This is a genomic window from Microbacterium sp. RU33B, from assembly GCF_900155915.1.
GTDB lineage: Bacteria > Actinomycetota > Actinomycetes > Actinomycetales > Microbacteriaceae > Microbacterium.
Window position 1 is genome coordinate 1 of record NZ_FTPO01000001.1, and the last position, 19,684, is coordinate 19,684.

A 19,684-nucleotide genomic window follows, 5' to 3' on the forward strand; every position below is an offset into this window, starting at 1 on the left:
CCCAGGGGGACGACGAGCACGCCGGTCGACAGCACCGGTTCTCCGTGCACATCCGTGGAGGTGTACATGATGCGCCACCCACGCGCGGCGAACGGAACACCCAGCAGCGGGTCGGCCTTCACGACCGTCCCCGGTGTCGGATCGATCGGCCCCGCCGGAGCCGTGTAGAACTCCGGCACACCGGGACGCTCCAGGGCGTTGCCCGCGACACGTGCCGCCTCCACGGCCACCAGCCCCCCCACGAACGCCAGGAGCGCCGCGAAGAACCCGAACGCGAAGCGATGGCTGGTCAGATGTCTCACTTCAACGGCTCCACGGCGGTGATCTTCGCGAGCCAGGGGCAGTAGATGTCGCTCGTGAGAGTGCCGTCCTCGACGTACTCGGGCAGTCCGTCGCACACCTCCGTGGTGAAGTCGGCGAACTCGAGCGAGGCCGGGTCGATGTGCCAGCTCCACGGCTCGTTGACAGAGGGGTCGTCGCGCACGATGGTCCCCACCGGGATGTTCGCCACTTCTTCACCGGCGAGCAGCTGCTTCGCGTGAGTCACCAGCTCCGCGGAGTCGAGCTCGATCTTGAACGTCTGGCCTTCGATCTCGAAGGTCGCGACGCTCGGCACAGCGTCGTCGTCCGCCGAGCATCCGGCAAGTGCGACGCCGGCGAGCGCGAAGGCCGCGATGCGTGCGGTCACTCGAATCCTCGTGTTCATCCCTGTTCGACACCTCTCTTCGGATCGATCCCGCCGCCGTGGCGAATCCTCCTCTTCAAGGATGGGGCGACCCCGCCGAGTCAGGACTGGTCGTTTCGCACAGTCATGACGTTCGGCTCGCGCTCCAGGCTGGTGACATCCACCTCGGCCGGCCTCCGCGCCCTGCGAAGCCGAGAACACGTGACCCACAGGAGACTTCATGCTCACGCGCACCCCTGCCCTCATCGGCACGGCGCTGGCCCTCATGCTCGCCCTCGGCTCAGCGGGAGCGGCATCCGCCGCCCAGAGCACTTCACTCACGGCAAGCCCGGAGAACATCGCGGTCGGCGACATCTCGACGGTGACCGCAACCGACCTGGGAGGGCTCGAGACGGCCGTCTTCGGACTGGACGGGACGCCGGGAGGGTCGCTCAAGGTGATCGGCGCGAGCGGATCGGCGTCGTCGGCTGAGGTGCCCGTGACCTCCGGCACCGCCAGCGTGGACTTCTCGTCGACGGAGTCTGGCACCTTCACGATCTCGGTCGGCAACGGCGAGACCGTGCTGTCGACGACGACGATCACCGTCACGGCCGGAAGCGGTGGCGATGCACCGACCGCGACGGTCGAGGCATCCCCTGCATCCGTCTCCGTAGGCGACAGCTCGACCATCACCGTCACCGGCCTGGGAGATCTCGCGACAGCGGACTTCGGTCTCGACGGGACACCCGGCGGCTCGCTCTCGGCGGAGAGCGCGCGCGTCGCCGACGGCACCGCGAGCGTCGAGTTCACCGCGACCGAGCCGGGGACCTTCACGATCGCGGTCAGCGACGGCGAGACGGTGCTGGGCACCACGACCGTGACGGTGTCGGCGGCTGGTCCGTCGCCGACAGCGTCCGTCACCCCCGTGACTCCGGCACAGGATTCGTCGAACGGTCTGATCTGGACGGTCGTGGTCCTCAGTGTGCTGGTGGTCGGAGCCATCGTGACGATCATCATCCTCGCTCGTCATCGCCGCTCTGCCGCCGCCTGACGTCGACCGCCGCGACCCGGCGGCGACATCCTCTTGACCTCCGGATGGAACTCTGATGACCGACTCACCGCTCACCTCTCGCCGCTCGTCGCAGCGCCGGCCGACCCGACCGAGATGGAGGTGGCGCATCGCTCTCAGCGCTGTGGCCGTCGCCGCCGTCGTCGCCGCTGGCACGCTCGCAGCCCCCGCGCTCGCTGGGCTGCAAATCCGTGTGGCCGACGGGTCTGCGGTGGAGATCGGCGGGTCGACGAGCGCGGTTCTCGTACCGGAGGGCTGGTTCATCGACCGATCGCGCGCCGGATTCCTGACGGTGACCACACCCGACCGCTCGCTGGCAGTGGAGATGTCGGCCGCCGAGGACTCGCCGCTCAGTGTTCTCGAGCGGGTTTCGGCGCCTCTCGAGTCGCGAACGGATGCCGCTCAGGTCGGCCGCATCCGGGAAGAGGTGCTGGCATCCGGTGTGGATATCGTGCATGCGGATGTCGGTCCTCGCGCAGTGGCGGCGGCACTGGGCGAGGGCCCCGTCGTGGCGGTTTCCGCCGTCGTCGCCGACGACCGCACGATGGCCGCGTATCGGCGCAGCATGGCCGAGATCCTCGAGGCGGTGCGCCCGTGAGGCGTCGCGTCGCCCTTGCGTCGGTGATGATCGGCGTTCTCGTTCTCTCCGGCTGCGCGCCCGCGGCGGATCCGGCCTGGCGCACCCCGGCCTGGTCCCCTTCGGCTGTCCTCGAGACCGTGCTCCCGGAGCCTGTCGACCCTGCCGGCGTCTCAGGTCTCGTCGGTCATCGGCTCCGCAACGACGATGTCGGCGTGCAGGCGCGTTTCGCCCTTCTGCCGGGCCACGGGCCGGTGGTGGATGCCTTCAACGAAGCCGTCGCCGCATTCGTGCGAGGAACGATCGACGCGCGGGCCCGGGCGGTCGCGATCGGCTACACGCCCCACGCGCACGCGCCCGGCTCGGGTCTGAACGCACGCGGCTGCGTGCCAGGATCGACATCACGGTCCGGCCTCGAACTGCTCGCCGATCCGGCGATCGGGCCGGCGGGCGGGGCGGGCGCCCTCGTCGTGTGCGACATCGTCGCGGCATCCGGATCCTTCCTCGGCGAGCGGGTCCGCGCTGTGACCGGCGGGCCGGACGGAGTGACATCCGACAGCTCGTCGACGCTCTACGTGGACACCGCCACCGGCGAGGTCGTCGACGCGACCGCGCTCTGGATGCCGGATGCCGCCCGCGCGATCGCAGCCGATGTCATCGAGGAGCTCCGGCGGCGGGCCGGCTCCCTCTCTCTCGCCCCGGCCGCCGAGGATGAGGGTGCCATCGCCCTGGTGCAGGCGGCGCTCGCCGGCTCGGTCCCGTCCCCCGAGGGGATGATCGTCACGCTGGCGCCCGGGTTCACCGCGGAGGTGCTCGTCGGACTGGGAGTCGCCCCGACGGCGGCCCCGATGCCGATCGCGGTCCGCCCGGGATCGGCCGACCAGCTGCTCACTGACACGGGCGTCCGGCTTCTCGCGGCATCGGGTCAGCAGTACAGTGGCCCGGCGCGCGGGGGAGCGGGCTTCGACCGCACCGACTGCACCCTCCTCCCGTGCGTCGCTCTCACCTACGACGACGGTCCTTCGCGGCTCACCCCCGGCATCCTCGACGCCCTCCAGGCGCACGGCGCGGCGGCCACGTTCTTCGTGCAGGGCAAGAACATGCGCAGCTACGCCGACGTGGCCCGGCGAGCTGTCGCCGAGGGAAACCTCGTCGAGAATCACAGCTGGAACCACCCGAACCTGTCGACGCTGACGGGTGTGGAGGTGTCCCGGCAGCTCGGCGACACGAATGCGGCGATCCTCGAAGCCACCGGCGCGCAGGCGACCGCGTTCCGCCCGCCCTATGGCGAGTACTCCGCTGCCGTGCTCGCGGCGGCGGGGATGCCCGCGATCCTGTGGGACGTCGACGTGCGCGACTGGGCGGGGCTCTCGGATGGCGACCTCATCGCCCAGGCCGTAGCTCAGCCGCGACCAGGATCGATCGTGCTCCAGCACGACGTGCACGAGAACACCGCCCGCACCGTCGGGGCCGTGTACGAGGGCCTTCAGGACCGCGGGTTCTCGCTCGTCACCGTTCCGCAGCTCTTCACGGGTGGCTTTCCCTCGTCAGGGGCGTGGCGCTCCGCCCGCTGAGCGGCGGTTCGAAACGTGTCGGAGAGGTGACGATGGAGACCGCGAATGGGCGGCTCTTCGGCTGTCGGTCGATCCGGCAATCAGAACTGGCATTTCTGTACAGGCGGGAACGTCCCGATCTCCACCAGAGTGAAAGCACAGTCAACCTGTGACTCGCGTGGCGGACCCGCACACACGACTCGAAGGCGGAAGACCATGTCGGACATCAACATCACCAACCCCCTTGCTCGCCGTTCGCCCCTCGGTGGCAGCATCGGGGTCGCCGTCGCATCGATCGTTCCCGTGCTGGCCCTCGCGCTCTTCCTCGTCTTCGGACTTCTCGGCGGGTGGACGTGGAGCTGGGCGTTCTTCCTCCTCATTCCGGTCAGCGGCATCCTCGTCTACGGCCTCCGTGGCGGGCAACGATCCTGACAGGCCGGCACCGGGCAGGGGCATGCCGAAGTGAACCACTCATCTACCCAACAGCCCGTCCGAGCACGGCTTGGCCGGCGCATGTTCGGGCGGGCTCGATAAGCGCCCGGCGGCCTGAGTGAGAACTAGTCGAAACGCACAGTCGTGCAGGATGCCGGCGGGATCAGGCTGGTTTCACAGCATCCCATCGTCGACAGGATCCCCATGAGCCGTTCCCTCTCTCCCCGCCTCACCATCGCCTGCCTTGCGGCCCTGAGCTGCGGACTCGTCCTCGCCGGCTGCGCTCAGACCGCCGCGCCCGAGCCCACGCAGACCTCCGCTCCGGCACCCGAGCCCACGCAGACCTCCGCTCCCGATCCGGCGTCGCTGACGTGCGACGACATCCTCCCCACCTCGGTGCTCGACTCGGCGCTGGGCGCCTCCTTCACCCTCAACAGCGACTTCGTGCCGCAGACCGGATCGGCCGGCTCGGAACTCGCGGCCGCGGGCGGAGTGGCGTGCGAATGGACCGACGGCGCAGGCGCGACCGTGCTGGTCGCAGCGGGCGAGCCCGGCCCGACCGTCATCGAGGCAGCCAAGGCGGAAGCCTCCCGCGCGGGCACCGCCACCGACGTCTTCGGCGCATCGCTCACGGGGTTCGCCTCGGGAGCGAGCGGATCGACGATCGATGTCTTCAGCGAAAGCGGAGCGTGGGTGCAGACGACGTCCACCCTGTACTCCTCCCCCTCGGATGCGGTCTCGATCGTCGAGCAGATCATGCAGGCCCTCCCCTCCGGGTAACAGCGTGTTCGGGGGCTTACCCGCCCCTCATGTCGCCCGCATGCCCGGCACCGACGGCCTTGTGACCTGGGCGGCGGAAGAGTACTTTCCGACCATGGGAGGCACGGGGGTGCGCCGTCATCGCCGCGAGGCGCTCGTATGCGTCGCGTTGCTCATCGGTGTTGCTGCGCTCACCGTCGGCTGTTCGGGTGCGCCGGGTGGCGCTGGCGCGAATATCGTGAAGAGCATCGTTCGCCAGGCTCAAGAAGCCCGCGTCTCGGTGTGGTCGGATGACGCGGTGCGAGCGGCGGCCCGTGAGATCCAGCTACCCGGGGTCGCCGACAAGAGGCGGGTGGCTGCGGCGCGACTGACGGAGGCCGGCCTCGACTTCGCCTGCATGCTCCCGGTGGGGGATTCGGCGGCGCTCGCCCGCATGCAGCTCACGGCGGAGATCCAGCGACGGGCGGACGCGACCGCGCAGAACAGCAGCCTCGCCGACGTCCATGCGCATTACGCCGCAGCGGAGACCCAGATGTCTTCGCTGATCGACGAAACCGCGGTGGTCGCTGCGCTTTCTCTCCTCGCCACGTACTGCAACATCGACCAAGCCGCCTTCTGAGACCGGCGGCGTCGTGCGGTGCGGTCAGCCGAGCCGCCCGGCGTCGTACCCGCGCCGTGCCGCTGCGATGAATCGCTCGACGGCGCTCTCCGGCGACGGGTCGCGCAGCACGCCGGAGGTCGAGCCCGTGCCCGCCGCGCCTGCGCGCATGATGTCGTAGACGTCGTCCGGGGTGCCCACGCCGCCGGCGTGCATCATCAGCACGCCCGGGGCGAGGTCGCGCATCCGTTCGTCGATCGCACGGATCCACGGACGGGGAGCTCCGCCGGCCGCGCCGATGAGCGCCGGCGGCTCGTAGAGGACCACGGTCGGGTCGAAGTCCGAGAGCGCGATCACCTCGTCGTCCGTCCCCGCGTAGACCATCGTCATCAGGCCGTTCGCCTGCGATCTGCGGATCGCCCGCTCCAGCGCCGGCAGATCATCGAGCGCGAGCCCGAACTCGAGGCCGGATGGGTGGCGCTCATCCCGCAGGGCCGCATGGCGACACCGGACGACCTGACCGGGCTCGTGGTCTTCCTCGCGTCCGGGGCGTCGAGCTATCTGACCGGCCAGCAGATCGTCATCGACGGCGGCTACACGGCCGTGTGAGGTTCCGGCTCGTCGGGCGCGCCTACGCCACCGGGCATCCCAGCTCGGTGGCGACGGCGCGCATCGCCGACGCGGCGGCATCCACCGTCATGAGGGCGTTCCCGCCCACGATGTGGAGGCCGTAGGCGTCTTCGAGGGCGACGAGCGTCATCGCGAGCGTCTCGTCGTCGAGGCGCGGTGCGAACACGCCCGCCGCGCGTCCCGCCTCGACGATGCGCCGGTAGGTGGCGAGCTGGCGGAGGTAGAGCGCCTGCACGAGCTCGTCGTGCAGCGACGCGTCGCCGGCGAGGGCGTCGAACTGGTACAGCAGGCCCATCAGCGCGTCGTCGGGCCCGGTGGGCAGGCCTTCGGCGATCGCGACCCCCAGCTGCACGCGCGGGTCGTCGATCTCGGCGAGGGCGGCGTCGCGAGCGGTGCAGAAGCGCTCGATGCCGGCCGAGTGCGCCTCCAGGAGCAGGGCGTCGAGATCGTCGTAGTAGTAGAGCACCGCGCCGCGGGTGAGGCCCGCGCGCTGGGCGACGTCGGTGAGGGAGAGCGAGCGCAGTCCGCGTTCGGCCCCGACGGCGAGCGTCGCGTCGATGAGCGATGCGCGTCGGCCTTCTTGACGACGGGGGCGAGCCATTCCTTGACACTAACGCAAAAGAATGTCAGGCTCACGGCTATTCTTTGGCGATCGAGTCAAAGAATGGATCTCCGCCCGACTCGCGGACGCAAAGGAGCGATCGTGTCCTCTCACACCGACACCGGCGACACCCCACCCCTGGACACCGCCACCCTGACGACGCACGGCGCGAACCTCTCGCGCTCCCTCGGGCTGGGCGGCAACGTGCTCATCACCCTCTCGGGCATCTCGCCGGCCTCGAGCGTCTTCATCCTCGGCGGTGCCGCGCTCGCGGTCTACGGCACCGGTGTGTTCTGGGGCTTCCTGCTCGCCGGTGTCATCAGCATCCTCGTCGGCTTCTGCTACGCCGAACTCGGCTCGCGGCATCCGATCGCCGGCGGCGACTACACCCTGGTCAGCCGGGTACTGGGGCCCGCGGCGGGATCCGCGGTCTTCTTCATCAGCCTCGTGAGCCTGCCGCTGATCATCGCGATCTTCGCCCTCGGAGTGGCCGACTATCTGGGCGTGGCGATCGCCGGACTCGACCCGCTCTGGACGGCGCTCATCGTGATCGTCCTCACGACCATCACGGCGTGCTTCAACATCCGCACCAACGCGTGGGTCACCGGCGTCTTCCTGTTCCTCGAGATGGCGGCGCTCGCGCTGCTGGCCCTCCTGGGCTTCATCCACGTCGAGCGGCCCCTCACGGCGCTGCTGCAGCCGGAGTTCCTCGACACCGCCACCGGCGGCCTGGCACCCCTCGGCATCGCGGGGCTCGTCCTGGCGATCACGCAGGGCATCTTCTCCTACAACGGCTACGGCGGGGCGATCTACTTCGCCGAGGAGACCAAGAACGCGCGCCGCACGATCGCCCGTGCCGTGCTGTGGAGCGCCGCCATCACGGTGGTCGCCGAACTCGTCCCCCTCACCGCGATCCTGCTGGGAGCGAGCTCGCTGCCGGAGCTGTTCGGCGCCGCGCTGCCGGTCGAGCACTTCCTCGCCGAGCGCTCGGGTCCGGTCCTCACGATCCTCGTGCTCGTCGCGATCGCCTTCGCCATCATCAACGCCATCATCGCGATCGCGCTGCAGTCCGGCCGTCTGCTCTTCGCCGCCGCGCGCGACCGCGCCATGCCGGCGGCGCTCGCCCGGCCGCTCTCGCGCATCTCGACGCGCACCCGGATGCCGATCACGGCGACGCTGACGGTAGGCGTGATCTCGCTCGCGGCGTGCTTCGTGCCGCTGGACGTGCTCCTCAACGCCACGGGTTCGACGCTCGCGTTCAGCTACGGCTTCATCGCGGTCGCGGCCATCGTCGCGCGCCGCACGCGGTCGGGGGATGCTGCGGGCATCTACCGGATGCCGGCCTGGCCCGTCGCGCCGGTCGTGGCGCTCCTGGCGATCGCGACGATCTTCGTGATCGGCATCCTCGATCCGGGGCAGTGGCTGAGCCTCGGCATCGCTGCCAGCATCGTGGCGGCCGGATTCCTCTACTACCTGGTCTACCTGCGCACGAACCCGGCGACCGCGCACCTCCTCTCGGGTGCCGACGACGAGGAGACCGTCTGATGCTCGATCTGCTCATCACCGGCGCCCGGGTGCGCACCTACGCTCCCGGAGCCCCGCGCGCAGAGGCCGTCGGCGTCGTCGGCGATCGGATCGCCTACGTGGGGGATGCCGCGCAGGCCCCCGCCGCGCGCCGCACGATCGATGCCGACGGACGGCTCGTCACGCCCGGCATCGTCGACAGCCACAACCATCTCCTCCTCGGCTTCGACGAGGACGCCGTGAGCCTCGAGGGTGCGCACGACCTCGCCGAGGTGCGCCGTCGCATCGGCGACTTCGCGACGCGGCGCCCCGAGCTGCCGTGGGTGTGTGCGGAGAACGCCGTGTACTCGATCGTCGAGAACCGCCGCCCGAACCTGCGCGACCTCGACGGCCTCACCGACCGCCCCGTCTTCGTCACGACGTACGACCAGCATTCGGTGTGGCTCAACCGCGTGGCGCTCGACGTGCTCGGGATCTCGCACGGCGGCGACATCGCGTGGGGGCGGCCGGAGCGGGATGCCGACACCGGCGAGCCGACCGGCTGGGTCACCGACTTCTACACGAGCGCGATGACGGTCGCCGGTCTCGCCGAGCTCCAGCGCGACATCCCGATGTACTCCCCGGAGCGGCGCTACCGGAAGATCCTCGCGAGCATGCGCATGGCGACGTCGGTCGGCATCACGACGGTCGTCGAGCCCCAGGTGCCGCTCGCAGAGCTTCCGCTGTTCGAGCGTGCGCTCGCCGAGGGCGAGCTGTCGTCGCGCGTGATCGCGGCACTGTTCCACCCCGTCGGCGCCGACGGCGCCTTCCGCGAGAGGATCCGCGACACGATCGACCGCTTCGCCCGTCAGCCGCGGCTGAGCGTCGGGCCGATCAAGCTCTACGCCGACGACGTCATCGAGCCGCACACGGCCCTGATGCTCGAGGACTACAGCAACCGCCGCGGGCTCCGCGGCCGACCGAGCTATCCGGGCCGCGAACTCGTCGACATCGTCACCGAGCTCGACCGGCTGGGGCTGCAGACCCACACGCACGCGACCGGGGATGCCGGCATCCGACTCGCCCTCGATGCGATCGAGAACGCGGCACGCGTCAACGGCACGCGCGACCGGCGCCACGGCGTCGTGCACGTCGAGTGCCTGCACCCCGACGATCTGCCCCGGTTCCGGCAGCTGGGCGTCACGGCCGCGATGCAGCCGCGCCACTGCTCACCCGATCTCGTGGCGGGCACGTGGATGGAGAACGTGGGGGAGGAGCGCTGGGATCGGGCGTGGCGGTTCCGCAGCCTCCTCGACGACGGCGCGACGGTGGCGTTCTCGAGCGACTGGCAGGTCGGAGAGATGGATCCGCTCGTGGGGATCTACTCGGCGGCGACGCGCGCGGGTCTCGACGGCGCGGATGCCTGGACGGCGTCGGAGCGGGTCGGCATCGACCGCGCGCTCGAGGCCTACACGGTGCACGGTGCACGTGCGTGGCACCGGGAGCACGAGATCGGTCGCCTGGCCCCCGGCATGCTCGCCGACCTCGTCGTATGGTCGGGCGACCTCCTCGCCCACGAGGGCGATCCGTCGCGCCTGCTCGACGAGCACGCCGAGGTCACGCTCGTCGGCGGCCGCGTCGAGCACTCCCGCGGTGCCGTGACGGATGCCGTCGGAGCGATGCTCGACGACCCCGCGGGGTCGGCGTCGATCGCCGACCCGCACGCGCACGAGGCCGCGCACGCGCACTGAGCGCCTGCGCGGCCTGCGCGGATCACCAGGACAGGATGACTCCGGCGCCCGCGAGACTCGCCGTGAACTGCCCGTTGTACTGAGTCGCCGAGATCTGCCACGAGACGACCGAGGAGTCGACGAAAGACCTTCCCGCCCCGCCTCCTCCTCCTGCGGAGATGCCGCTCGCGCCGCCCCCTGCTGCGCCGCCGGTGACGCCGCCGCCGCCGCTGCCCCCGTTGCCGCCCAGGTCCTTCGCTCCGATGCCCCGAGCGCCGGTCGACGACGTCGCACCGCCTGCGGCGCCGCCCTTGCCTCCCAGGGGCGGTGCGGTGCCCTGGCTGCCGTTCATCCCCGCGATGCCGGGGGTCCCGCATCTCGTATCGCTGGCGTTCGAGAACTCGAGACATCCCGCGCTGCCGCCCATGCCCGCCAGGTCGGGGTCGCCGCTGCCGCCGCCCTGGCCGCCTCCGCCCCCCGCGACGACGATCTCGTGCCAGTTGCTTCCGTCGGCGTTCGACAGTGCGATGAGGGTCGCGCCGCCGCCGGCGCCTCCCGTGCGCGAGTCCTGCTTGGCGGTGTTGGCCGGCCCGCCGGACATCCCTTCGGCGCCCCATCCGCCGGCGCCGGTGGCGCCGTCTCCGCCCACCGCGATCGTCACGATCTGGCCGGCCGTCACGGGAAAGCTTCCGGTGATGATGGCACCGCTGCCACCCTCCTTGGTGACCGGGTGCACAGCGCCGCCGCCGTCGCCCCCGGCGGCCTCGAACCTGACGCTGGTCACGCCCGCGGGCACGACCCACGTCTCGGTCGTGCCCGTGTACGAGTACTGCACCGGATTGCCGGCGGCGGTGGACCGGAGCGCCGGGGCGGGCGCGGGGGTGCGGGTGGCGACCGATGACGGTGCCGGCTGCGCGGTGCTGCCGCCGGCAGGAGCGCCCGCCTCGGCATCGGCCGGCTGCGCCGTTCCGGCGGCGGGGGACGTCGCCGGGGCGCGGTCCGCCATTCCCGCGGACGACGTCCCGGCGGAAGATGAGCACCCGGCGATGGCGAGAGCGATCAGGGGGACGAGTGCTGCCGCGAGCTTCCAGCCCTGCGGCCGGCGCCGTGCCGGCCCGGGGCGAGATCCGTGCGGATGCGATGTGGGCTTCTCGGACATGGGGGACCTTTCTTCGGGGGACTGCGACGTCCCGTATGGGGCGTCACCGCCACGGTCCTGGACCCGGCTCCAACCGCACTCCAACGCGATCCACCGCCCCGCCCGGTGTCCCGCGATTCTGGTCGCTACACTCCTAGCGACCAGACGCTCTCGCGCGCAGCAGGCGTCGAGCTGATCCGCCTCGCGACGGGAGGGGTGTCGGATGCCGTCGATCTCCACCGCCGCCGGACGTATGGAGTATCAGGAGGCAGGGAGCGGGCTCCCGCTTCTGCTCCTCCACGGCACACCGGGCGGCTCGGATCAGGGGCTGGCCGCGGCGCGGGTGCTCGCCGTCCGCGCCCGCGTGATCGCTCCGTCCCGCCCGGGCTACCTCGGCACTCCGCTGACGACGGGTCTCACGCCGAGCGAGCAGGCCGATGCGATGATCGCCCTCCTGGACGAGCTCGGTGTGCGCAGCGCGGTGGTTCTCGGTGTCTCCGGCGGAGGGATGGCCGCCGCCGCTCTTGCGGCGAGGCATCCGGAGCGGGTGCGGGGTCTCGTGCTGTGGTCGGCGGTGACGACACCGGCGAGGATCCCGGTGTGGCCGCTGACGCACGGGCCGCTCGCGAGGCGATCGACGGGGGAGGCGCTCCTTCGCGCACTGCGCCGCTCGCCGCGACTCCTGATCGGCCGAGCCGCCCGCGACGAGACCGCCGCGGAGTCAGCTCTGGCCATCGCGGAGACGGTGTTCCCGATCCAGCCGCGTCGCGACGGCCTGGTCAACGATGCCCGCCAGGCCTCCCGCCTCGACGCCGGCATGCTCGCGGACATCACGGTGCCCGTGCTCGTCGTCCACGGCACGAAGGACCGAAACGTGCCCTACCGCCACGCGGAGAACGCGATGCGAGCGCTGCCGCACGCTCGACTCGTGACCGTGACAGGTGCGGACCACTGGACCACGCCCGCCGACCGCCAGGCCCGCGAGGCTCTGCGGACGTACCTCGACGAGATGCCGTCCGCTCCTGCGTGAGGTCTGCCAGGGCGGGCATTGGAGCGGCGTTGGAGCGCGACCGCCGAGAGTCGGGGGATACCCGAGGAGGCCACCATGACCCGAGAGATCACCGTCGGTTCGCGCAGGGCTGCGCTGTGAGCGCCCTCTCGGTGTGGACGTACCCGCACGCCGGTGGCGCGCGGCGATTGGAGAGAACCCTGACGGACGGCACGCTGGGAGATCTGGCGGTCGCGGACGGCGCTGTCGTCACGTGGGCGCGGGGACGCGCATCGGCGCAGGTGCGCGAGCTGCAGGGCGTCGCTCGCACCTGCAATCTCGGAACGGCCTTCTGGGGCATGCTGTTCGGGATCGTCGTGTCGGGGCCCGAACTCGCGACCGTGGGCGGAGCGCGGCGACCCGCTCTCGACGACTCGCTGGAAGGCGTGGGGATCGATCGGGACACCCTCATCGCGCTCCGGCGCCGGTTGCGGCCAGGCGGATCGGCGGTTGCGGTGATCTGTGCCGAGGCCGTGGCATCCGCGATCGAATCCGTCCGTCCGAGCGTCGTGATCGACCTCCCCGCAGCGGCGTCGGATGCGGGCCAGCGGACGACGAGGCCGCTCACCGAGGGCCAGGAGCAGGCGCTGCGTCGGATCTTCGCATCGTAGGCGGCGCGCGGCGGATCTGCTGTGCTCTACTGGTGCCATGCGGGTGCGCGACCTCGGACTGCTCGGTGTCGAGGTCGACGGCGTCGAGCAGCCGCTGCGCGGCCGTCGCCCGCAGGTTCTCCTCGCTCGCCTCCTGGTCGGGGTGAACCAGCGGGTCACCGCGTCGGAGCTCCTGCAGGTCGTGTGGGGCGATGACATCGCCGATCACACCTCGACGCTCGAGTCGCACATCTGGCGTCTCCGACAGACGCTCGAGCCGCACCGGCCCGCCCGTCGACCCGCCCAGGTTCTCACCACGGACGTCGACGGCTACCGGCTGCTCGCGCGCGTCGACGACGTCGATTCGCTGCGCTTCGAGCGGGAAGCCGGCGAGATCCGCGAGCTGACCGCCTCCTTTCACGCCGGCAGGGTGCTGCAGCACTGCGACGAGGCGCTCTCCCTCTGGCGCGGGCGACCGTTCGAGCCGGTCTCGGACGAGATCTGGGCGAGCGCGGCCGTCGCCCGACTCGAGGAGATGCAGACCGAAGTGGCCGCGACTCGCATCGACGCCCTCCTCGATCTCGACCAGAATCAGCAGGCCCTCGCAGACCTCGAGCGTCTGATCGAGCGCGCGCCCCTGCGCGAGCGCCACTGGTCGCAGCGGATGCTGGCGCTGCACCGCGCCGGCCGCACCGACGAGGCGCTCGAGGCGTACCAGCGGATCCGCCGACTGCTCGACGAGGAACTCGGGCTCGCACCCGGGGTCGAGCTGGACCGGCTCCACCACCGCATCCTGGATCAGGATGCGGGCCTCGTCGTGCGGCAGTCCGTCGCCGCCCCTGCACTCCCGTCCGACGCCCCGCGGCCGCTCCCGCGCCGCACGACTCCGCTCATCGGCCGAGACGGCGACCTCGGGCGGATCTCGCGCCTGGTGGCCGGCCATCGCCTGGTCACTCTGACCGGCGTGGGCGGGTGCGGCAAGACGCGGCTCGCTCTCGAGGCCGGCCACGCGCTGGCATCCGAGTTCCCCGACGGGGTGTGGTTCGTCGATCTCGCGACGATCGACGACGAGTCGATGGTCGCCGCGCTCGTCGCATCCACGCTGCGCCTCGCGCCCGGCGTGGTGGGCTCCGCCATCGACTCCACGGTCGACCACCTCCGCCGTCGGAGGATGCTCCTCATCCTCGACAACTGCGAGCACGTGCTCGCTGGCGCGGCCGCCTTCGTCGAGCAGGTCGCCGACGCCGACGCGCGCTGCGCCGTGCTCCTGACCAGTCGCGAAGCCGTCGCCTTCCCGGGCGAGGTGATCTGGACGCTCGGCCCGCTGCCTGTGGACGCGTCGTCGACGGGCGAGTCGTCTCCGGCGGTCGAGCTCCTCCTCGCCCGCCTGTCGGAGGCCGTGCCGGAGCTCGAGGTCGACGACCATGTCCGCGAGCAGGCGGATCGGATCTGCGCCGCGGTCGACGGACTGCCGCTCGCCATCGAACTCGCTGCCGCCCGAGTGCGGACGGACGGTCTCGCGGCCGTCGCGACCCAGGCGGCAGCCGATCCGAGCCGACTGAGACGGCTTCGGAGCACGGGCGGCACCCATCATGACAGCGTCGGAGATGCGATCGAGTGGAGCCATCGCACCCTCACCGTCGACGAGCGGATCCTGCATCGTCGACTCGCGGTCCTCCCTGGACCGTTCACGGTCGAGGCGGCTGTGGCGCTCGCCGCACCCTCCGACGGCTCGGTCGCGGAGGTCCCCGCCGACGCGGTACCCGATCTCCTGTCGCTGCTCGCCCATCGCTCCCTGCTGGTGCCGGTTCCGCCTTCGACATCCCGGGGTCGGATGCGGTTCCGCCAGCTGGCGACCGTGCGCTCGCACGCGCGACGGGCTCTGACGGTGGAAGGCGAGGTCGCGGCGGTCGAGGATGCCCGCGACACGTGGGTGAGAGCGCTCGTCGCTGCTCGGCCACGGGTGTTCAGCCCCGACCCCGACCGCTGGTACGACGCCGTCGATGACGACTTCGACGCGGTCCGCAGCACGCTGCGCCGCCTGCTCGTCGAGGAGCCACGGCCGCAGGGGGCGGCCGTGGTGACCGGGCTCGCGGGCTACTGGTACCTCCGCCGCCGCCTGGTCGAAGGACTCACCTGGCTCGAACTCGCGGAGTCCGCGACCGGCGTCGAACCCCTCGACCAGGCGGGGGTCCAGTGCGCCCTCGCCGTGCGCTACGTTCTGCAGGGCCGCAGCGATCTCGCCCTGCCTCATGTCGAACGAGCCCGCAGCGGACTGGCAGTCGCTGCAGACACCGGACTGGCCTGGGCGCTCGCCGGACTCGCCTACTCGCTGCTCACCGGCGCCGAACCCCGGCTCGTCGCCGTGGTTCTGCGCGACGTCCGCGAGGTCGCCTCCGCGACGAACGACACTGCTCTAGCGGTCGTCGTCGACGCCCTGGCCGCCACGACCGCTGCGCGCCCCGACCCTGCTGAGGTGCAGGCGGTCTACGACCGTGCGGTGCTGCAGGACAACACGTTCGCCGCATCGATCTGCGCATCGTTCTTCAGCCTCTACGCGCTGCTGACCGAGGATCCTGCACTCGGCGAGCTCTGGGTCGGCCGTGGTCGGGAGCTGCACAGGCGGGTCGGCGGACGGGCGTTCAGCGGCTTCGACGAGAACGCGGCCGACTTCGCCGCGATGGCCGGGGACGTCGTCCGCGCCGCGCGGCTCTATGGGGCCTCCAGCTCGGCGGCGTTCCGTGACGGAACCGTGTGGCCGAGACAGTCGGCGACCCGAGAACTGATCCGCCGCACCGAGGACGCGCTCTCGCGAGAGGACTTCCTCCGAGCATGGCGCGCCGGTGAGGAGCACACCGGCGTCTAGCCGGATGCTGCGTTCCGCGGCCTGACCGGCGGCGCCGGCTCGCGCCGTTGGAGCGGCGTTGGATCCGAGGCTGTCACCGTCGTCGGAGACGTCGATCCGCGACGTCGTGACGAGAGAATGACGGAGGCGACCGTGTTCGCATATGTGAGCAGAATGCGCGAGAACGCCGCGCGCCGGCGGCGTCGCGCGACGTGGTCCGCGGCACCGGGGGTGTCCATCGGGCACAGGCGGCCGCAGCGCCGGGGGCCGGCCCGCGCCGCTCTTGCCCGGGTGATCAGCGCGCTGGCTCTGACAGCCGGATGCGTCGCAGGACCAGCCGTCACCGCGCTGGCCGCGGAGACCCCCTCGCCGGCTCCGACACCCTCGTCGATATCCACTCCGACCGCGACCCCGACTCCTTCGTCCGAGCCGTCGTCTTCGCCCTCACCGTCGTCGTCCTCGCCCACGTCGTCCGCCGACCTCTACGACCCGGGCGCCGTGACGGTGACGCCGCCCGCCCCGACGAACACGACATCGTTCGCGTACACGGCGAGCCGCAGCGTGTCCAAGGGGAAGTTCCAGTCGATCTACGGAGGATGCCCGGATGGATGGTACGTGCGCCCGGGGCAGCCGAGCGCGCAGGTTCCGACATCGCCGAACCCCTCGGTGGCGGCCGCGACCGGGCAGTACGTCGCATCGGAGGGAGCCAGCTTCTTCACCTCCATCCCGTCGACCGGCGACGGACACCTCTACCAGAACGTCACCGATCAGTTCCACAATTGGAGCATCGCCAGCGACCATCCGGCATCGCTCACCTGGTGGTGCGACGCCGTGCCCTCCTGGTACGCCGATGCGCCGCCGCTGCCGAAGACCGCGACCGGCGGCGAAGGGGTGAGCCCTGTCGACCCGTCCTGCTTCTACTGCAACATGACGATGCAGTACACGAACCTGTCCACCGGCCTGGCGCTCGACCCCGGCGGCTCCATCGGATCCCCGGTCCTCGTGCAGCAGCCGACCGGAACGTCCGCGCAGAACTGGTACCTGCAAGGGGACAGTGGCGGAAACGCCTTCGCGTACGACATCGCGACGTTCGGGTTCTGGCAGCCCGCGATGCTGCTCAGCACGGCGATCGCCGACGTCAACGGGTTCTTCGTGTTCGCGAGCGCGTCCGACGAGCCTCCGTCGGGAGGTCAGATCTCCTACGTCGACTGGGGTGCGGGACAGGTGTCCGAGGCCGTCATGCTGATGCAGACCGACACGACCTGGTCGGGGTCCACCCCGATGGGCGGGTCGTGCCTGACGGCGACCGGTGGGCCCGGTTCCCAGGTGACCGCGGCTCCGTGCGATGCGACCGACGATGCCCAGTGGTGGGTAGAAGCGGAAGGGAAGTGATGATGAGCGCCTCACGTATCGCGGTGACCGTGTTCGTCTTGGGTGCCGTCGGCGCCATCGTGAGCGGCTGCGCCGTCGGAGCGGATCCCGCTCCGACGCGGATGCCCGTTCCCGAGATCGCCTCGACGGGCGAGCTCGGCATCGAGTGCGAAGAACTGCTCGATGCCCTGCCCGGCTGGGAGCTCGATCCGACTCTGTCGCCGGGCCCGGGGACTCCCTCGGCGGCGGCTGCTCTGGTAGGCGGAACGGGCTGCGTGCTCAGCACGGGCGACACGCACCTGCTGATCGGCCTGGCTCATCCCGACGAGGCGTCGGCGTCCGCGCTGCAGGACTACTTCCGCATCAACGGTCTGACCTCTTCCAGAGATCTCGGCAGTGACGCATACTTCGACCCGGCCACGGGCGACGCCGAGATCTTCGAGGACGGCAAGTGGATCACGGTGGTCTCGGACTCGTTCGCGTCGCCCTCCGACGCTGAGGAAGTGATCGCGGCGATCAGAAAGGTCGCTGCCGCGCACGGCTGACGGTCCGCGGGATCGCCGGCGAGCCGTTCGCATGAGTTCGGGTCGGGAGACGGCACCGGCGCCGTATTTGGCAAGATGGGATCGTGTTCACAGCGGGCCGCCCAGGTGCCGTCTATCGAACGCAGGATTCCGGGTGGCACGATGAGATCCGACGACCGCTTCCCCGCTTCGGTGTTCTCGCGCGGCGAAGAACCCGACGCGCGGTTCTCGCTCGCGAACGAGCGGACGCTGCTCGCCTGGATCCGCACGGCGCTCGCGCTCGTCGCCGGAGGCGTGGCGCTGGAGGTGCTCGGACTCGACCTGCATCCCGGACTGCGACTGGGAGCATCTCTCGTCCTGGTCGTGATGGGGATCCTCACGCCCATGCTCGCCTGGTTCGGCTGGATGCGCACGGAGCGCGCCCTCCGAGAAGCGCGACCGCTTCCGTCGTCACTCCTCGGGCTCGCGCTCGGTGTCAGCGTCATGGTCGCGGGCGTGCTCGTGCTCCTCGCGATCATCCTGCGATGAGCGAGCTCTTCGATCCCGGACTGCAGCCCGAACGCACCGAGCTCGCCTGGCGGCGCACGGCGCTCGCCCTCGCGGTCGGCTCGCTCGTCGCGCTGAGACTGCTCCCCGAGGCGTTCGGAAGCATCGTCTGGTCGCTGGGCGGCGTCATCGGCCTGATCGGCAGCGGTGCGCTCCTGGCCGCATCGCGCCGACGCTGCCGGGCGATCGACGAGACACTGCGGGCCCAGGGAGATCGGGCGAGGATGCCCGGGGGAGTGCTGCTGCTCTCGCTCGTCGTCGGCGTGACCGTGATCGCTCTCGTAGGCGGCGTCATCGTGGTGGCAGCCGTCCTGCGCTGAGTCCTCGCCCGCGAAGGCCGACGCGAGCCCATTCCGAGCGTATCTCGATCCGCGGCACCGCTTGACGCTGGGCCACTTCTGCGCATATCTTCTTCGAAGCGGTTCGAATCGAAGCGGTTCGACGATTTGGTCCCGCATCTCGATGACGAGGCGCGATGCCGCGACACGAAGGAGTGAGATGACGACGCTGCCTCAGCCGCAAGCCGTCTTCCAGGAGGCCGCAGCGCGGAATCTTCGGAAGAAGGGTCGGCGACTTCGCCGAGGGAGAGCCGATCGCGCGCCGCATCGCACATCCGTCCGGCTCTTCCTGTGCATCGCCCCCTTCCTGGTGCTGGCGTTCCTCTTCTCCTACCTGCCGCTGTACGGATGGATCTTCTCGCTGTACGACTACAAGCCCGCGCTCGGGCTGGAGGGGAGCGAGTTCGTCGGCCTCCAGTGGTTCCAGCTGCTCGTGAGCTCGCCGACGCAGTTGGCACAGGTCGGCCAGGTCCTGATGAACACGCTCGCGATCAGCTTCCTCGGGATCGCGACTTCCGTCCTGCCGCTGTTCTTCGCGATCTTCCTCAACGAGATCAAGGCGCCCTGGTTCCGCAACTCCGTGCAGACGCTGACGGCACTGCCCAACTTCATCTCGTGGGTGCTCGTCTACGTCATCGCCTTCTCGCTTTTCTCCAGCTCCGGTCTGGTCAACGACGTGCTGATCGATGCGGGCATCGTCACAGCGCCCGTCAAGTTCCTGGACTCCGACCAGAACGTCTGGCTCACCATGACCCTGTGGAGCATCTGGAAGGGGCTCGGCTGGGGGGCGATCATCTACCTCGCCGCGATCGCGGGGATAGATCAGTCGCTGTATGAGTCTGCGCGCATCGACGGCGCCGGCCGATTCCAACTCATGCGCTACATCACCATCCCGCAACTGATGCCGACTTACCTCGTCCTCCTTCTGCTGTCGATCGCCAACATCCTCAACAACGGGATGGAGCAGTACTACGTCTTCCAGAACGCGTTCAACAAGCAATGGATCCAGGTTCTGGATCTGTACGTCTACAACATCGGAATGACCGGCAACAGCCTCTCGCTGGCGACGGCGATCGGCATGCTCAAGAGCCTCATCTCCGTCGCGCTTCTGCTGACCGTCAACGCGATCTCCAAGCGCGTGCGCGGCGAATCGATCGTGTGAGGAGCC

The 19,684-nt window shown here is 70.5% G+C and carries 21 protein-coding genes and 1 pseudogene; 17 read left to right on the top strand and 5 right to left on the bottom strand.

Annotation, left to right across the window (positions count from 1 at the left end):
* Both B0B14_RS00005 and B0B14_RS00010 read right to left on the bottom strand, forming a co-directional pair.
* Window positions 1-302: pseudogene (locus B0B14_RS00005) on the bottom strand (alpha/beta hydrolase); the annotation flags it as partial.
* Entirely contained in the window at window positions 299-688 is a 390-nt protein-coding gene (locus B0B14_RS00010) for a BP74-related protein (protein WP_256714191.1), read from the bottom strand. The gene B0B14_RS00010 and the pseudogene B0B14_RS00005, both read right to left, overlap by 4 nt.
* Before the next feature lie 217 nt (window positions 689-905).
* On the opposite strand from B0B14_RS00010, the gene B0B14_RS00015 reads away from it, so the two are divergent.
* The 6 genes from B0B14_RS00015 (at window position 906) to B0B14_RS00040 (ending at window position 5,673) form a co-directional block, all read left to right on the top strand.
* Window positions 906-1,715, top strand: coding sequence for a hypothetical protein (locus B0B14_RS00015; RefSeq protein ID WP_076679370.1), 810 nt, complete (start codon window positions 906-908; stop codon window positions 1,713-1,715).
* A 55-nt stretch (window positions 1,716-1,770) separates the two neighbouring features.
* Window positions 1,771-2,331, top strand: a complete 561-nt coding sequence (locus B0B14_RS00020) for a hypothetical protein (protein WP_143733576.1) — start codon at window positions 1,771-1,773, stop codon at window positions 2,329-2,331.
* Window positions 2,328-3,884, top strand: coding sequence for a polysaccharide deacetylase family protein (locus B0B14_RS16115; protein ID WP_143733578.1), 1,557 nt, complete (start codon window positions 2,328-2,330; stop codon window positions 3,882-3,884). The genes B0B14_RS00020 and B0B14_RS16115 overlap by 4 nt, the downstream gene beginning before the upstream one ends.
* Before the next feature lie 195 nt (window positions 3,885-4,079).
* Window positions 4,080-4,295 (top strand): hypothetical protein, encoded by a 216-nt coding sequence (locus tag B0B14_RS00030; protein ID WP_076679374.1) that lies wholly within the window; start codon window positions 4,080-4,082, stop codon window positions 4,293-4,295.
* Window positions 4,296-4,499: 204 nt separating this feature from the next.
* Window positions 4,500-5,075, top strand: coding sequence for an alginate O-acetyltransferase AlgX-related protein (locus tag B0B14_RS00035; protein ID WP_076679376.1), 576 nt, complete (start codon window positions 4,500-4,502; stop codon window positions 5,073-5,075).
* A 40-nt stretch (window positions 5,076-5,115) separates the two neighbouring features.
* Window positions 5,116-5,673, top strand: a complete 558-nt coding sequence (locus B0B14_RS00040) for a hypothetical protein (RefSeq protein WP_076679378.1) — start codon at window positions 5,116-5,118, stop codon at window positions 5,671-5,673.
* 24 nt (window positions 5,674-5,697) lie between these two features.
* Here the strand turns inward: B0B14_RS00040 and B0B14_RS16675 are convergent, their stop codons facing one another.
* Complete coding sequence (locus B0B14_RS16675) at window positions 5,698-6,042, bottom strand: beta/alpha barrel domain-containing protein (protein ID WP_256714346.1); 345 nt, start codon at window positions 6,040-6,042, stop codon at window positions 5,698-5,700.
* Window positions 6,043-6,093: 51 nt separating this feature from the next.
* On the opposite strand from B0B14_RS16675, the gene B0B14_RS16680 reads away from it, so the two are divergent.
* A complete protein-coding gene (locus tag B0B14_RS16680) occupies window positions 6,094-6,261 on the top strand; it encodes an SDR family oxidoreductase (RefSeq protein ID WP_256714323.1) in 168 nt (55 codons plus the stop codon).
* A 22-nt stretch (window positions 6,262-6,283) separates the two neighbouring features.
* Here the strand turns inward: B0B14_RS16680 and B0B14_RS00050 are convergent, their stop codons facing one another.
* On the bottom strand, window positions 6,284-6,883 hold the full coding sequence (locus B0B14_RS00050) for a TetR/AcrR family transcriptional regulator (protein WP_076679383.1): 600 nt from the start codon (window positions 6,881-6,883) through the stop codon (window positions 6,284-6,286).
* Window positions 6,884-6,985: 102 nt separating this feature from the next.
* Between B0B14_RS00050 and B0B14_RS00055 the strand changes: the two genes are divergently transcribed.
* Window positions 6,986-8,428 carry an APC family permease gene (locus tag B0B14_RS00055; protein WP_256714192.1) on the top strand — a complete coding sequence of 481 codons (1,443 nt, stop codon included), beginning with the start codon at window positions 6,986-6,988 and terminating at the stop codon, window positions 8,426-8,428.
* Window positions 8,428-10,137: an amidohydrolase gene (locus B0B14_RS00060; protein WP_083710201.1), complete on the top strand. Its 1,710-nt coding sequence runs from the start codon at window positions 8,428-8,430 to the stop codon at window positions 10,135-10,137. The genes B0B14_RS00055 and B0B14_RS00060 overlap by 1 nt, the downstream gene beginning before the upstream one ends.
* A gap of 22 nt (window positions 10,138-10,159) precedes the next feature.
* Here the strand turns inward: B0B14_RS00060 and B0B14_RS00065 are convergent, their stop codons facing one another.
* Window positions 10,160-11,275, bottom strand: coding sequence for a glycine-rich protein (locus B0B14_RS00065; RefSeq protein ID WP_083710202.1), 1,116 nt, complete (start codon window positions 11,273-11,275; stop codon window positions 10,160-10,162).
* A 202-nt stretch (window positions 11,276-11,477) separates the two neighbouring features.
* On the opposite strand from B0B14_RS00065, the gene B0B14_RS00070 reads away from it, so the two are divergent.
* The 8 genes from B0B14_RS00070 (at window position 11,478) to B0B14_RS00105 (ending at window position 19,678) form a co-directional block, all read left to right on the top strand.
* On the top strand, window positions 11,478-12,284 hold the full coding sequence (locus B0B14_RS00070) for an alpha/beta fold hydrolase (RefSeq protein WP_076679387.1): 807 nt from the start codon (window positions 11,478-11,480) through the stop codon (window positions 12,282-12,284).
* A 116-nt stretch (window positions 12,285-12,400) separates the two neighbouring features.
* Window positions 12,401-12,913, top strand: coding sequence for a DUF1269 domain-containing protein (locus B0B14_RS00075; protein ID WP_143733579.1), 513 nt, complete (start codon window positions 12,401-12,403; stop codon window positions 12,911-12,913).
* A 37-nt stretch (window positions 12,914-12,950) separates the two neighbouring features.
* Window positions 12,951-15,758 carry an AfsR/SARP family transcriptional regulator gene (locus B0B14_RS00080; protein WP_076679392.1) on the top strand — a complete coding sequence of 936 codons (2,808 nt, stop codon included), beginning with the start codon at window positions 12,951-12,953 and terminating at the stop codon, window positions 15,756-15,758.
* Window positions 15,759-16,235: 477 nt separating this feature from the next.
* A complete protein-coding gene (locus tag B0B14_RS00085) occupies window positions 16,236-17,129 on the top strand; it encodes a hypothetical protein (RefSeq protein WP_143733581.1) in 894 nt (297 codons plus the stop codon).
* 2 nt (window positions 17,130-17,131) lie between these two features.
* Entirely contained in the window at window positions 17,132-17,653 is a 522-nt protein-coding gene (locus B0B14_RS00090) for a hypothetical protein (protein ID WP_143733582.1), read from the top strand.
* Window positions 17,654-17,794: 141 nt separating this feature from the next.
* Window positions 17,795-18,160: a YidH family protein gene (locus B0B14_RS00095; RefSeq protein ID WP_076679399.1), complete on the top strand. Its 366-nt coding sequence runs from the start codon at window positions 17,795-17,797 to the stop codon at window positions 18,158-18,160.
* On the top strand, window positions 18,157-18,498 hold the full coding sequence (locus tag B0B14_RS00100) for a DUF202 domain-containing protein (RefSeq protein WP_076679401.1): 342 nt from the start codon (window positions 18,157-18,159) through the stop codon (window positions 18,496-18,498). The genes B0B14_RS00095 and B0B14_RS00100 overlap by 4 nt, the downstream gene beginning before the upstream one ends.
* Before the next feature lie 178 nt (window positions 18,499-18,676).
* On the top strand, window positions 18,677-19,678 hold the full coding sequence (locus tag B0B14_RS00105; RefSeq protein ID WP_076679403.1) for an ABC transporter permease: 1,002 nt from the start codon (window positions 18,677-18,679) through the stop codon (window positions 19,676-19,678).
* Window positions 19,679-19,684 lie beyond the last annotated feature (6 nt).